We start from the raw sequence: 14,435 nt of genomic DNA on the forward strand, positions 1-14,435 counted from the left end.
CACGGGTCGAAGGGGCGCAGTCCCTGGGGATGGGGCGGGTAGGAGCGGCGGTGGCGAGAAAATGCCCCGAACCAGATCCGGCGCGGATCCGTCTGTCAGTGCGGTGCTCTACTCTCCCGGCAGGCCATGGGCGTGCGGATGTTCGTTCGCCCTCCGCCGCGCTCCACACCCGAGCGGGAGCGACGGCGCCGGCCGTACAGACAACGGAAGGCTCATCGGACCTCATCGGAACTCATGACCTCATCGGACCTCGGCGGAAAGGCATCATGAAGCCCGTGCCCCAGGCGACCTCCCTGCGCCGCGCCCCCGTGCAGCGCCGCAGTGCCGAACGACTGACCAGGATCCTCGACGCCTGCGCCGACCTCCTCGACGAGGTGGGTTACGACGCGCTGAGCACCCGCGCCGTCGCGCTGCGCGCGGGTGTGCCCATCGGCTCCGTCTACCGCTTCTTCGGCAACAAGCGTGCGATGGCCGACGCGCTCGCCGAACGCAACCTCGACCGCTTCACCGAGGGAGTCGCCCATCGCCTCCAGGGAACCGGCGGCGGGGACTGGCGCACCGCCATGGACGCCGTCCTCGACGAGTACCTGGACATGAAGCGCAACACACCCGGCTTCGCTCTCATCGACTTCGGCAACCAGATCCCCGTCGGCGGCCACCGCCAAGAGCCCAACCACCGCGTCGCCGACCGCCTCTCCGAGCTGCTCTCCGCCTACCTCGACCGCGCCCCCGACGAGGATCTCCGCCGCGCTTTCCTTGTCGCCGTCGAGACCGCCGACACCCTCGTCCACCTCGCCTTCCGGGTCTCCCCGGAGGGGGACGCCCGGATCATCGAGGAGATGCGGGAACTGCTGCGGGCGTATCTGGCGCGGGTCCTGGACCGAATGTGAGCGGTGGCCGGCACCGGCCCCGGTGGGGGCGGCGGCCGGAACCTCGCCGCTGACCCTCCCGCTGGTGCATACCGGTCGGTATGCTCGGCCTCGGTGCCGTGCGAATCCACGCGTGCGGCACCCCGTCCCAGCGCCATCGCCGCCGCCCTCCGGGAGGACCCGTGTCCACCACCACCGACTCCCGCACCGCACTGCGGATCTGCCCGCTCTGCGAGGCCACCTGCGGCCTCACCCTCACCATCGAGGGCACGCGGGTGACCAAGGCGCGCGGTGACCGGGACGATGTGTTCAGCAAGGGGTTCATCTGCCCGAAGGGCGCCTCGTTCGGTGCGGCCGACGGCGATCCCGACCGGCTGCGCACCCCGCTGGTCCGTAAGGACGGGGAGCTGAAGGAGGCCACCTGGGAGGAGGCCTTCGACGCCGTCGCCGCCGGGCTGCGGCCTGTCGTCGAGGCGCACGGGCCGAACGCGGTCGGCGTCGTCCTCGGCAACCCGAACGTCCACACCATGGCCGGCGCCCTCTACCCGCCCATCCTCCTCGCCGGCCTCGGCACCCGCAGCCTGTTCACCGCCTCCACGGTCGACCAGATGCCCAAACACGTCTCCAGCGGACTGCTCTACGGCGACGCCCACGCCATCCCCGTACCGGATCTGGACCACACCGACCACCTGCTGCTCCTCGGCGCCAACCCCCTGGAGTCCAACGGCAGTCTGTGCACCGCCCCCGACTTCCCCGGCAAGCTCAAGGCCCTCAAGGCCCGCGGCGGCACCCTGACCGTCGTGGACCCCCGCCTGACCCGCACGGCCAAGCTCGCCGACCGGCACATCGCCATCCGGCCGGGCACCGACGCGCTGCTGCTCGCGGCGATGGCGTATGTCCTCTTCGAGGAGGGGCTCGTCGACCTCGGGGACCTCGCCCCGCATGTGCTGGGCGTCGAGGAACTCGCCGACGCGGTACGGGAGTTCACCCCCGAGACCGTCGCCGACGCCTGCGACGTCGACGCCGGCACCATCCGCGCGCTCGCCCGGGAACTGGCCGCCGCGCCCACCGCCGCCGTATACGGCCGCATCGGCAGCTGCACCGTTCCGCACGGCACCCTCGCGAGCTGGCTGGTCGACGTGCTCAACATCCTCACCGGCAACCTCGACCGGCCCGGCGGCGCGCTCTTCCCCCAGTCCGCCACCGACAAGACGCCCAGGCCCGCCGGGCCCGGCCGCGGCTTCGGTCTGGGCCGCTGGCGCAGCCGGGTGAGCGGGCACCCCGAGGCCAAGGGCGAGCTGCCGCTGTCCTCGCTCGCCGAGGAGATCGACACCGCCACCCCCGAGGGCAGCCCCGTCCGCGCCCTGATCACCGTCGCCGCCAACCCCGTGCTCTCCGCGCCCGACGGCGACCGCCTCGACAAGGCGCTCGGCTCGCTGGACTTCATGGTCAGCGTCGACCCGTATCTGGGCGAGACCGCCCGCCACGCCGACGTCGTCCTGCCGCCGCCCCCGCCCTCCCAGGCCCCGCACTTCGACTTCGCGTTCAACGCCTTCGCCGTACGCAACCAGGTCCGCTACAACCGCGCCGCCGTGCCCCTGGAGGAGGGGCGGATGGCCGAGACGGAGATCCTCGCGCGGCTCACCCTCGCCGCCACCGGCATGCACGGCGCCGATCCCTCCGCCGTGGACGACCTGGTCATCGGCCAGACCCTGGGCAAGGCCGTCAAGGAGGCCCACTCGCCCGTCCACGGCCGGGACCCGAAGGAACTCGCCGGCCTGCTGACGGGCGAGACCGGCCCCGAGCGACGGCTCGACATGATGCTCCGCCTCGGCCCCTACGGCGAGGGATTCGGCGCAGACCCGGACGGCCTGACCCTGGAGAAACTGCTCGCGCACCCGCACGGCATCGACCTCGGGCCGCTGCGGCCGCGTCTGCCGCAGCCGCTGAAGACGGTGAGCGGCAAGGTCGAGCTGCTGCCGCGGCCGATCGTCGACGATCTGCCGAGGCTCCGGACGGCCCTGCGGGAGCGCCCGGACGGCCTCGTCCTCATCGGCCGACGGCATCTGCGGTCGAACAACAGCTGGCTGCACAACATCCCCGCCCTCACCGGCGGCACCAACCGCTGCACCCTGCACATCCACCCCGACGACGCCGCCCGCCTCGGCCTCGCCGACGGGGACGCCGTACGGATCAAGGGCGCGGGGGGAGAGGTCACCGCCCCCGTCGAGGTCACCGACGGCGTCCGCACGGGCGTGGTGAGCCTCCCGCACGGCTGGGGCCACGACCGCCCCGGCACCCGCCTGAGCCACGCCGCACTCGACCCCGGCGTCAACGTCAACCAGCTCCTCGACGGCTCGCTGCTCGACCCGCTGTCCGGAAACGCGGTCCTGAATGGCGTCCCCGTGGACCTGTCCCGAGCAGGCGCAACGCTGTGACCTGGAGTTTTGCGCTTATTGCTCGTATGTCAACGTCTTGTTAACGCTTGTGGAGCCGCCCTAACGTCGTCGCACCGCCGGTGCCCTGGTGGGAGTTCAAGGGCGAACGTTAGGTATCCACACATGTTGACCATCCTCGGCTTCGCCATGATCGCGACCTTCCTGGTCCTGATCATGATGAAGAAGATGTCGCCGATCGCGGCGCTCGTGCTGATTCCGGCACTTTTCTGCGTGTTCGTAGGAAAGGGTGCCCATCTCGGCGACTACGTCATCGAGGGGGTGGGCAATCTCGCGCCCACCGCCGCGATGCTGATGTTCGCCATCGTCTACTTCGGCCTCATGATCGACGTCGGCCTCTTCGACCCGATCGTTCGCGGCATCCTGAAGTTCTGCAAGGCCGACCCGCTGCGCATCGTCGTCGGCACGGCCGTGCTCGCCGCGATCGTCTCGCTGGACGGCGACGGCTCGACCACCTTCATGATCACGGTCTCGGCGATGTACCCGCTGTACAAGCGCCTGAAGATGAGCCTGGTCGTGATGACCGGTGTCGCCGCCACCGCCAACGGCGTGATGAACACGCTGCCCTGGGGCGGCCCGACCGCCCGTGCCGCCACCGCGCTCAAGCTCGACGCCGGCGACATCTTCGTCCCGATGATCCCGGCGCTCCTCGTCGGCCTGCTCTTCGTCTTCGTCCTGTCCTACTTCCTCGGCATCCGGGAGCGGAAGCGCCTCGGTGTGCTGAGCCTCGACGACGTCCTGGAGCAGCAGAAGATCGTCAAGGACGGGAACGCAGACGCCGGCGAGAAGCAGGAGTCCGAGGAGACGGTCCTCGTCGGCGCGGGCAACTCCGGTGACGGCAAGGTCCGTACGAAGAAGACCACCGGCGGCGCGGGCTCCGGCACCGACGCCGACACCGACGCGGACGACGCCGACGATGACGACGTCGAGGACGTCCGCCTCCAGGGCCTGGACCCCAACCGCCCGACGCTGCGCCCCAAGCTGTACTGGTTCAACGCGCTGCTCACGGTCACGCTGCTCACCGCGATGATCATGGAGTGGCTGCCGATCCCGGTGCTGTTCCTGCTCGGCGCCGCGCTCGCCCTGACGGTCAACTTCCCCCACATCCCCGACCAGAAGGCCCGCCTCGCCGCCCACGCCGACAACGTCCTCAACGTCTCCGGCATGGTCTTCGCCGCCGCCGTCTTCACCGGCGTCCTCCAGGGCACCGGCATGGTCGACTCGATGGCCAAGTGGATCGTCGACGGCATCCCATCCGGCATGGGCCCGCACATGGCCCTCGTCACCGGCTTCCTGAGCCTGCCGCTCACCTACTTCATGTCCAACGACGGCTTCTACTTCGGTGTCCTGCCGGTGCTCGCCGAGGCCGGCGCCGCGCACGGGGTCTCGCCGCTGGAGATCGCCCGCGCCTCGCTCGTCGGCCAGCCGCTGCACATGTCCAGCCCGCTCGTCCCGGCCGTGTACGTGCTGGTGGGTATGGCGAAGGTCGAGTTCGGCGACCACACGAAGTTCGTCGTGAAGTGGGCGGCGCTCACCTCGCTGGTGATCCTGGGCGCCGGAATCCTGATGGGCATCATCTGAGCCGACCTCCTGGGTATCGGACTCGGGAAGAGCCCCAACTCCCCAAGGAGGAACGCATCGTGAGGCCCGGTAGGAACCGCGGCTGGCTGCTCCGCCTCGTCATCGCCTTCAGCTTCGCGCAGGGGGCGGTGTCGATGGCCCGCCCCGCCGTCTCCTACCGGGCCCTCGCGCTGGGCGCCGACGAGCGGGCGGTCGGTGTGATCGCGGGTGTCTACGCCCTGCTCCCGCTGTTCGCCGCCGTACCGCTCGGCCGCCGTACCGACCAGGGGCGGTGCGCGCCCCTGTTGCCGGCGGGCGTCGTCCTCATCGCCGGCGGCTGCGCGCTGAGCGGCCTGGCGAACTCCCTGGTGGCGATGGCCGTCTGGAGCGGTGTGATGGGGCTCGGGCATCTCTCCTTCGTCATCGGCGCCCAGTCGTTGGTCGCCCGCCAGTCCGCACCGCACGAACACGACCGCAACTTCGGCCACTTCACCATCGGCGCCTCGCTCGGCCAGTTGGTCGGCCCGATCGCGGCGGGTGTCCTCATCGGCGGCCCGGACATGGCGCGTACGAGTGCCCTCGCGCTGGTGGTCGCGGGGGCGGGTGCGGCGGTCGCGTTCACCTCGCTGTGGCGCATTGAGCTTCCGGTCGAGCCCAAGTCCCGTACGGAGCAGGGCAAGCGGGTCCCGGTGCACCGCATACTGCGCACCCGGGGGGTGCCGGGCGGCATCTTCATCAGCCTCGCCGTGCTGTCGGCGACCGACATCCTCACCGCGTACCTTCCGGTGGTCGGTGAGGACCGGGGCATCGCGCCGTCGGTGATCGGCGTCCTGCTGAGTCTGCGCGCGGCCGCCACCATCGCGTGCCGTCTGGTGATGACGCCCATGCTGCGGCTGCTCGGCAGGACCGCGCTGCTCACCGTGACCTGTGGGCTGGGGGCCTTGATCTGCGCCGGGATCGCGTTCCCGGTGCCGGTGTGGGGGCTGGCGTTGATGCTCGCCGCCCTCGGGTTCTGTCTGGGCGTCGGGCAGCCGTTGTCCATGACGACGGTCGTGCAGGCGGCCCCGGAGGAGGCCCGCTCCACCGCCCTCGCGCTGCGGCTTACGGGCAACCGTCTCGGACAGGCCGCGGCGCCCGCCGCCGCCGGTCTGGTCGCCGGTGTCGCGGGTGTGGCCGCGCCGTTCGTGATGCTCGGCGCGCTGCTGCTGGTGTCGTCGGGGATAGCCCTGCGCTCGACCGCCGCGCCGAAGCGGGGGAGGGGCGAGATGGGGGAGAAGGGGGAGAAGGGGGAGAAGGGGGACCAGGATGACGCGGGAAGGGGAGACAGCTCCCGGTCCGGTGCGTCCTTGGGCCGGAAGAGGGAAATCTGACGGGGTGTGAGGCGTGGCTTCCATCGCACGTCAGGTGATGTGACAGAGAGTCAGACAACAGCGTGATTTGTATGAAAATCATCTGACTCGGAGGTCCCGCATGTCCACCTCGTCCCGTCCACGCCGTGCCGGAGCGCGCGTGAGTGCCGCCGCCCTCGCGGCACTCACCGTCACGGGAGCCGGCCTGATCACGGCACCGGCGGCCGTCGCCGCGCCGGAGGACCCCGACGTCGTCGAGATCCACCGGGTGGGCCGCGATGATTTCAACGACCCGGACAACCACCGGGATAGGGTCTGCGACTTCTACCTCGCCGCGTTCAACTTCGAACCGGGCCAGGAGATCAGCTGGAGGATCGACAATCAGCCCCCCCTCCCGGGCGACGCCGGTCCCGTTGCCACGGGTTCCATCACGGTTGCGGGCAACGGCACAAATCCGAACGCGGGTAACGGGTACACCCAGCCCGTGATGCCCAGGGGCCAGGTGCGGTTCCCCAACGGGCAGTACAGGCTGACCTGGCAGATCGTCGAGGACCCGATCCCGAGCCCGAGCCCGAGCCCGAGCCCGAGCCCGGGCGTGGTCACCAGGGACTTCACGGTCAACTGCCCGCCCACCGCCCCCCACGGCGGCCCCCCGGCCGGTGGCGGCGGTCTCGCCATGACCCAGGACTTCACACCGGTCGCCGGCGCGGCTGCCGTGGGCCTCGCCGCGGTCGGCGGGGTGGTCTACCTCCGGCTGCGCCGTCGCCGCCCCGATGGCGCCGCGTAGACGCGCCCCGAGGCCCTGGCACCGGACGCGCGCCTACCGCCTGACGCGGACGATCGCGATGACTGTCGCGCTGGTGGTGGGCGGCGTCCATTGGGCGCAGCACGACGAGCGGACCGACCCCGCCGAGGCCCGCATCGCCGACGCCGACGCCGACGCCGACACCCGGGTGCGCGGTGCGGGGGCACCGCGCACCCGGGAGCCCCTGTACTTCACGCCCCCGCCCGCCACACCCACACCCACAACCACACCCAGACCCAGACCCAGACCCACGCCCACATCGAGCACACGTTCACGCACCGCGACTCCGAGGTCGACGCCCACCGGGCGGACCGGGCCTCGAAGGCCCACCCCCACCAGGCCGGCCAAGCCGAAGGGACCCGCCTCCCCCCGTCCCCTCCCGCCCTCCCCGGCGAAGGGCCTCACCATCCGTTACCTCGGCATCAAGGCGGTCCCGGTCATCGGGCTCCGCCTCGACAGTGAAGGGCGCCTCCCGGCACCTCCGGAGGACAAGCCGAAGCTGGTCGGCTGGTACTCGGCGGGGCCCGCGCCCGGCGGCCCCGGCACCGCGGTCGCCGTCGGCCACCGCGACACCAGGACGGGGCCCGCCATTTTCGCCGCGCTCGAGATGATCAAGCCAGGCCGCGTCGTGGAGGTCCGGCGCGCCGACGGCCGCACCGCCGTCTACACCGTGGACGCCGTGAAGAAGTACGAGAAGTCCCGCTTCCCCAACACGGTGGTGTACGGCACCCGCAACCGCCCCGAACTGCGCCTGATCACCTGCGGTGGGGCGTACGACCGGAGGAAGGGCTACGAGAGCAACGTAGTCGTCTTCGCCCACCTCACAGCGACCCGCGGCCCAGCGCGCACACCCTGAACGAGCGAGCGGGCACGGCGATTGCGCCCTTGTGGGCACCGGGGGCGTACAGGCGCACACGAGGTGAGGCCCCGGCGCGGCCGACGGCCCCGGGGCCGGTGCTGCCGTTACAGGTGGAGCCCTGAACGGACACTCCACCCGCACCTCGCCCGCCGCCCCAGCCCGAGTCACCCGCACCCGGGTCGCCCTCGCCGCGGCCGCCTGTCTGCTCGTGGCCGGCGCCCCGACCGCGTAAGCCACCCTCGCCGACGACGCCCTCACCGGCTCCGTGGCGGCGCCGGAGTCCGGGCTTCCCGGACGGGCTGACCGTGCAGCAGGGGCGCGGGCAGTGGCGGGACGCGAGTGGGGCCATCGAGAAGGAGCGGTCGTACGAGCTGATCCTGCTGTATCCGGTGACGGCGGCGCGGAAGAGCGACCGGACGATCGAGGAGATCCGCGGCGACTACCAGAAGGCGTTCGGTCAGGAGGCGGTGGCCAGGATCGACGACCCGGGGCGGGTGAACTTCTGAGAACTGCCCTCTGAGATCAACCCACCGGTAGTGAGGCTGAACCCACAACCTGAGACTCTGGTGCCGGAAAACTATCAGGGCTAGTTTTTGGTGCGTACGACACGGCTCGCCGGGCCTCGGCCGGGACCCGCATCGGAAGGCAGCACGATGAAGGCACATGACGGCATGTACATCGACGGCGCCTGGCGGCCCGCCGCCGGCACCGACACGACAGAGGTCGTGAACCCGGCCGACGAGCAGGTGATCGGCCGGGTCCCGGCGGGCACCGCCGAGGACGTCGACGCGGCCGTACAAGCCGCCCGCGCAGCCCTTCCCGGCTGGGCCGCGACCTCGCCCGCCGAGCGCGGCGCGGTCATCGGCGCGCTGCGCGACGCGCTCGCCGCACGCCGGGAGGAGATCGCCGAGACCGTGACGGCGGAGCTCGGCTCGCCGCTGCCGTTCTCCCAGAGGGTGCACGCTGACCTGCCGGTCGCGGTCGCCGGCTCGTACGCGGAACTGGCCGCGACCTACGCCTTCGAGGAGAAGGTCGGCAACTCGACCGTGCACCTGGAGCCCATCGGGGTCGTCGGCGCGATCACCCCCTGGAACTATCCGCTGCACCAGATCGTCGCCAAGGTCGCCCCGGCGCTCGCCGCGGGCTGCACGGTCGTCCTCAAGCCCGCCGAGGACACCCCGCTGGTCGCCCAGCTCTTCGCGGAGGCGGCGGACGAGGCGGGCGTACCCGCCGGGGTGTTCAACCTGGTCACCGGGCTCGGCCCGGTCGCCGGGCAGGCGCTCGCCGCCCACGACGACGTCGACCTCGTCTCCTTCACCGGCTCCACGGCGGTCGGCCGGAGCATCGGCGCGACCGCCGGTGGCGCCCTCAAGAAGGTGGCCCTGGAACTCGGCGGCAAGTCCGCGAACGTGATCCTCCCGAGCGCCGACCTCGCCAAGGCCGTGAACGTCGGCGTCGCGAACGTCATGTCCAACTCCGGCCAGACGTGCAGCGCCTGGACGCGCATGCTGGTACACACCTCCCAGTACGAGCAGGCGGTCGAGCTGGCCGCCGAGGTCGCCGCGAAGTACGGCGAGCGCATCGGCCCGCTGGTCAACGCCAAGCAGCGGGAACGGGTGCGGAGTTACATCGAGAAGGGCGTCGCCGAGGGCGCCCGTCTGGTCACCGGCGGCCCCGAATCCCCACGTGAGCAGGGCTACTTCGTCAGCCCCACCGTCTTCGCCGACGTCACCCCTGGGATGACCATCGCCCAGGAGGAGATCTTCGGCCCGGTCCTGTCGATCCTGCGCTACGAGGACGAGGAGGACGCCCTGCGGATCGCCAACGGCACGGTCTACGGGCTGGGCGGCGCCGTCTGGGCGGGGGAGGAGGCCGAGGCGGTCGCCTTCGCCCGCCGTATGGACACCGGCCAGGTCGACATCAACGGCGGCCGCTTCAACCCGCGGGCCCCGTTCGGCGGTTACAAGCAGTCGGGTGTGGGCCGCGAACTGGGCGCACACGGCCTTGCCGAGTACCTGCAGACCAAGTCCCTTCAGTTCTAGGAGAGTCGCACGATCATGGCCGCTGCCGTCCGCGCCGCCGTACTGCCCGCCATCGGTGCCCCGTTGGAAATCACCGAGATCGCTTTGCCGGATCCCGGGCCGGGGCAGGTCAGGGTCCGGCTCGCCGCCGCCGGGGTGTGTCACTCCGACCTGTCCCTGTCCGACGGGACCATGCGGGTGCCGGTGCCCGCCGTGCTCGGGCACGAGGGCGCGGGGACGGTCGTCGCTGTCGGCGAAGGGGTCACCCATGTCTCGCCCGGCGACGGTGTCGTCCTCAACTGGGCGCCCTCCTGCGGCAGTTGCCATGCCTGCTCGCTGGATGAGGTGTGGCTGTGCGCGAACGCGCTGACCGGCGCCGGGAACGTGTACGCCCACCGGGCCTCCGACGGCACCGACCTGTACCCCGGGCTGAACGTGGCCGCGTTCGCCGAGGAGACGGTCGTGGCCGTCGGCTGCGTACTCCCCGCCCCGGCCGGCGTCCCGCTCACCGACGCGGCCCTGCTCGGCTGCGCCGTCCTCACCGGCTACGGCGCCGTCCACCACTCGGCGCGGGTCCAGCCGGGCGAGACCGTCGCGGTGTTCGGGGCCGGCGGGGTCGGGCTGGCCGCGCTGCAGGCGGCGCGGATCGCGGGCGCGTCCCGGGTGATCGCGGTGGACGTCTCCCCGGCGAAGGAGGAGCTGGCCCGTGCGGCCGGCGCCACGGAGTACGTCGTCGCCTCAGAGAACACCGCCCGCGAGATCCGCGCCCTCACCGGCAAGCAGGGCGTCGATGTCGCCGTGGAGTGCGTGGGCCGCGCGGTCACCATCCGCACGGCCTGGGAATCCACCCGGCGCGGCGGCCGTACCACCGTCGTCGGCATCGGTGGCAAGGACCAGCAGGTCACCTTCAACGCGCTGGAGATCTTCCACTGGGGCCGCACCCTCTCCGGCTGCGTCTACGGCAACTCCGACCCGGCCCGCGACCTGCCGGTCCTCGCCGAGCACATCAGGACGGGCCGCCTGGACCTCGGCGCCCTGGTGACGGAACGCATCACCCTGGAGGGCATCCCCGCCGCGTTCGACAACATGCTTGCGGGCAAGGGCGGCCGGGCCTTGGTGGTGTTCTAGGCGAGCCTTCCGCCAGGGAGCGGCGGGCCGCGACGCATGGACGTATGGACACGTGTAACCACATGTAACGAGCACGTGAATTCAACCCCTGCAAGACCGTTGACTGCATACCGTCCGGTCAGTACGTTCCCGGGAACGTCCCCGCACCGACCGGAGTGTGCACGTATGGACACCGCTCCTTCCGCATCGCGTCCCGAGCAGCCCGACTCCGCCTCCGCCGCCACCGACCGCCCCCGGAGCCATCGCAAGGTGGCCACCGCCGCGGCGCTCGCCTCGGCCGTGGAGTGGTACGACTACTTCGTCTTCGGCATAGCCGCGGCGCTCGTCCTCGGCGACCTCTACTTCCCGGCGGGCAGTTCCTCCGCCGGAGTCCTCGCCGCGTTCGCCACCTTCGCCGTCGGTTTCCTGGCCCGCCCGCTCGGCGGCATCGTGGCCGGACACCTCGGCGACAAGCGCGGCCGCAAGCCGATGCTGGTCCTGGCGCTCACCCTGATGGGCGTGGCCACCACCGGCATCGGCCTCCTCCCCACGTACGAGACGATCGGGATCGCCGCTCCGGTCCTGCTCGTCCTCCTCCGGACCGCCCAGGGCGTCGCCGTCGGCGCCCAGTGGGGCGGCGCGATGCTGCTGGCCACCGAGTACGCCCCCGAGGGCAAGCGCGGGGTGTACGGCAGCTTCGTCCAACTCGGCGTCCCCATCGGGGTGGTGAGCGCCAACACGATGTTCCTCGTCGTGGGCGCGGCGACCAGCGACGGTGCCTTCGCCGCGTGGGGCTGGCGCGTGCCCTTCCTGGTCGGCCTGTTCGTCCTCGGACTCGCCTGGTACATCCACCGCCACGTCGAGGAGACCCCCGAGTTCCGGGCCGCCGAACAGGCATTGGCGGAACAGGAGAAGGGCGAGAAGAGCTCCCCGCTCAGGACCATCCTCCGCGGCCACCTCGGCACGGTCCTCCTCGCCGGCGGCTCCTTCGCCGTGAACACCGCGACGTTCTACATCCTCATCACCGGCATTCTCGACTACACGACCCGTGAACTCGGTATGAAGCGCGAGGCGGTCCTCACCGTCTCCCTCTGCATCAGCCTCACCCAACTCGTGCTGATCCCCGCCGCCGCGGCCCTCTCCGACCGCATCGGCCGCATCAGGATCTACGCGTTCGGCGCGGTCGGCATCGCCGTGTGGGCCGTACCGCTGTTCCTGCTCATCGACACCGGCTCGCTGCTGTGGCTGGCGGTCGCCACGTTCGTCGCGAGCTGCTTCCTCAGCATCATGTACGGCCCCCAAGCCGCCCTGTTCGCCGAGCTGTTCACCCCCGAGATGCGGTACACGGGCGCCTCCCTCGGCTACCAGATCGCGGCGGTCTTCGGCGGCGGCCTCGCCCCGTTCCTCATGGTCCTGCTCCTGGAGGCGACGGGCACGTCCATGGCGGTGTCCGCGTACATCATCGGCCTGTCGCTGATCGCCCTGGTCTCGATCAAGGTCCTCGCGAACAGGGCGAGTTCCCGCGAGGCCGAACAGGTGGGCCGACAGGAGGGGCAGCCCGTGGGCTAGGTCCTGTCGCGAAATGACAAGGGCGCCCGGCGATATACCGGGCGCCCTTGTCATCGCCGTACGAGGTGGTGCTCAGGCAGGCACACTCAGCCGCGGAAGCCAAGGATGCCGTGCAGGGTGTCACCGCCCGTCGCGGCGGCCCCCGGTGCCGTGCTCAGCGTCGACTGTGCCGAGTTCTGCTGCGCGGCCTGCGGCTTCGGGTCGGGCAGCTTCTTGCAGACGGCGTCGACCTTGCCGCTGCCGCGGGGCACCTTGCCCTTGTCGAGGTACGTCGCCAGATACTTGTCGAGGCAGGTGTTGCCGCTCAGCGTGATGCCGTGGTTGCCGCCGCCCTGCTCTACCACCAGGCTCGACTTCTTGAGCAGCTTGTGCAGGGTGACGCCGCCCTGGTACGGGGTGGCCGCGTCGTCCGTCGCCTGGAACAGCAGCACCGGCGGCAGCTTGGAGTTGGCGACGTTCACCGGCTTCAGCGACTTGGTCGGCCAGAACGCACACGGCGCGTTGTACCAGGCGTTGTTCCAGGTCATGAACGGCGCCTTCTTGTACACGGCCCAGTTGTCCTTGGTCCACTTCTTCCAGTCGCGCGGCCAGGACGCGTCACGGCACTGCACCGAGGTGTAGATGCTGTAGCCGTTGTCGCCGGAGGCGTCGACGGCGGCGAAGTTCTGGTACGCCTCGACCAGCGGGTCGGCGTTCTTGTCCCCCACGTAGGCCGCGAACGCCTTGGCGAGGAAGGGCCAGTAGCCGTTGTAGTAGCCGCCGGGGGTGAAGGTGTCCTCCAGCTCGGAGGCGCCCACCTTCACCCTGCCGCCCACCGGCTTCTTGGCGAGTTCGGCCCGCATGGCGTACCACTTCGCCTCGATCTTGGCCGGGTCGGTGCCGAGCTTGTAGGTGGAGTTGTGCTTGGCGATCCACGCCATGAGCGCCTTGTGGCGCTTGTCGAAGGCGTAGTCCTGGTCGAGGTTGTCCTCGTACCAGACTCCCGTCGGGTCGACTATCGAGTCCAGCACCAGGCGCCGCACCCGCTCCGGGTACAACTTGGCGTAGACCGCGCCGAGGTAGGTGCCGTACGAGTATCCGAAGTAGTTGATCTTCTTCGCGCCGAGGGCCTTCCGGATCGAGTCCAGGTCCTTCACGGCGCTGATCGTGTTGATGTACGGCAGGACGTCCTTGTACTTGCTGCCGCATGCCTTGGCGAAGGACTGGGCGCGCTTGAGGTTGGCCTTCTCGATCGCGGACGTGCTGGGCACGGAGTCCGGGCGCACCGGGTTGAAGTAACCGGGCTTGCAGTCCAGGGCGGGCGTGCTCTTGCCCACTCCGCGCGGGTCGAAGCCGATGACGTCGTACTGGGCCGCGACCTTCTTGGGCAGGGAGGACGCGACGAATCCGGCCAGTGTCAGACCGCTGCCGCCGGGGCCGCCCGGGTTGACCAGCAGCGGGCCCTGGTACTTCTTCGCGGTGTGCGGCACACGGGACAGCGCCAGCGTGATCTTCTTCCCGCTCGGCTTCGCGTAGTTGAGCGGCACCCTGACCGAGGCGCATTGGAGCGTCGGGTAGTCGGCCGTGGCGCACTTCTTCCAGGTGACCTTCGCGGCGGCGGCCTGGACGGTGTTCGTGGAGTGCGACGCGCTGGCGTTGGCGGGAACGGCTGTGAGCGTCCCGGCCAGGACGACGGTGGCGCCGCAGAACACGGCTGCGCTTCTTCTCATGGAGTTCTCTCGCAACGGTGAGGGGGGTTCAGGTCCGCGAGGTACGCGGCCCGTGCCGCATGGTTCCGGAAGAGCACGCCACACAAGAACGTATTCGACCAAGACTTGACTGAATTGAGTCATTGGATGCG

At 70.7% G+C, this 14,435-nt stretch carries 11 protein-coding genes; 10 read left to right on the plus strand and 1 reads right to left on the minus strand.

Annotation, left to right across the window (positions count from 1 at the left end; translation table 11 throughout):
• Positions 1-266: 266 nt before the first annotated feature.
• The 10 genes from CES90_RS22370 to CES90_RS22415 all read left to right on the plus strand — a co-directional run bounded on the left by CES90_RS22370 (position 267) and on the right by CES90_RS22415 (position 12,595).
• The gene (locus CES90_RS22370) at positions 267-890 is read left to right on the plus strand and encodes a TetR/AcrR family transcriptional regulator (RefSeq protein WP_189786995.1); all 624 of its coding nucleotides are present in this window, start codon (positions 267-269) and stop codon (positions 888-890) included.
• 161 nt (positions 891-1,051) lie between these two features.
• The gene (locus CES90_RS22375; RefSeq protein WP_189786994.1) at positions 1,052-3,307 is read left to right on the plus strand and encodes a molybdopterin oxidoreductase family protein; all 2,256 of its coding nucleotides are present in this window, start codon (positions 1,052-1,054) and stop codon (positions 3,305-3,307) included.
• 123 nt (positions 3,308-3,430) lie between these two features.
• Positions 3,431-4,906, plus strand: a complete 1,476-nt coding sequence (locus tag CES90_RS22380) for a CitMHS family transporter (RefSeq protein WP_189786993.1) — start codon at positions 3,431-3,433, stop codon at positions 4,904-4,906.
• Between the two features lie 59 nt (positions 4,907-4,965).
• Positions 4,966-6,255: an MFS transporter gene (locus CES90_RS22385; protein WP_189786992.1), complete on the plus strand. Its 1,290-nt coding sequence runs from the start codon at positions 4,966-4,968 to the stop codon at positions 6,253-6,255.
• 139 nt (positions 6,256-6,394) lie between these two features.
• Positions 6,395-7,021, plus strand: a complete 627-nt coding sequence (locus CES90_RS22390) for a hypothetical protein (protein ID WP_308437919.1) — start codon at positions 6,395-6,397, stop codon at positions 7,019-7,021.
• 58 nt (positions 7,022-7,079) lie between these two features.
• Positions 7,080-7,895, plus strand: a complete 816-nt coding sequence (locus CES90_RS22395) for a class F sortase (protein ID WP_229914302.1) — start codon at positions 7,080-7,082, stop codon at positions 7,893-7,895.
• Between the two features lie 308 nt (positions 7,896-8,203).
• On the plus strand, positions 8,204-8,404 hold the full coding sequence (locus CES90_RS49800) for a DUF3574 domain-containing protein (protein WP_229914301.1): 201 nt from the start codon (positions 8,204-8,206) through the stop codon (positions 8,402-8,404).
• A gap of 147 nt (positions 8,405-8,551) precedes the next feature.
• Positions 8,552-9,940, plus strand: a complete 1,389-nt coding sequence (locus tag CES90_RS22405) for an aldehyde dehydrogenase family protein (RefSeq protein ID WP_189786989.1) — start codon at positions 8,552-8,554, stop codon at positions 9,938-9,940.
• A gap of 15 nt (positions 9,941-9,955) precedes the next feature.
• Complete coding sequence (locus CES90_RS22410) at positions 9,956-11,047, plus strand: Zn-dependent alcohol dehydrogenase (protein WP_189786988.1); 1,092 nt, start codon at positions 9,956-9,958, stop codon at positions 11,045-11,047.
• 165 nt (positions 11,048-11,212) lie between these two features.
• Complete coding sequence (locus tag CES90_RS22415; RefSeq protein WP_189786987.1) at positions 11,213-12,595, plus strand: MFS transporter; 1,383 nt, start codon at positions 11,213-11,215, stop codon at positions 12,593-12,595.
• A gap of 86 nt (positions 12,596-12,681) precedes the next feature.
• Here CES90_RS22415 and CES90_RS22420 read toward each other — a convergent pair whose 3' ends face one another.
• Positions 12,682-14,304 carry an alpha/beta hydrolase gene (locus tag CES90_RS22420; protein ID WP_189786986.1) on the minus strand — a complete coding sequence of 541 codons (1,623 nt, stop codon included), beginning with the start codon at positions 14,302-14,304 and terminating at the stop codon, positions 12,682-12,684.
• Positions 14,305-14,435: the final 131 nt, after the last annotated feature.

It is taken from the genome of Streptomyces capitiformicae, from assembly GCF_002214185.1.
GTDB classification, from domain to species: Bacteria; Actinomycetota; Actinomycetes; order Streptomycetales; family Streptomycetaceae; genus Streptomyces; species Streptomyces capitiformicae.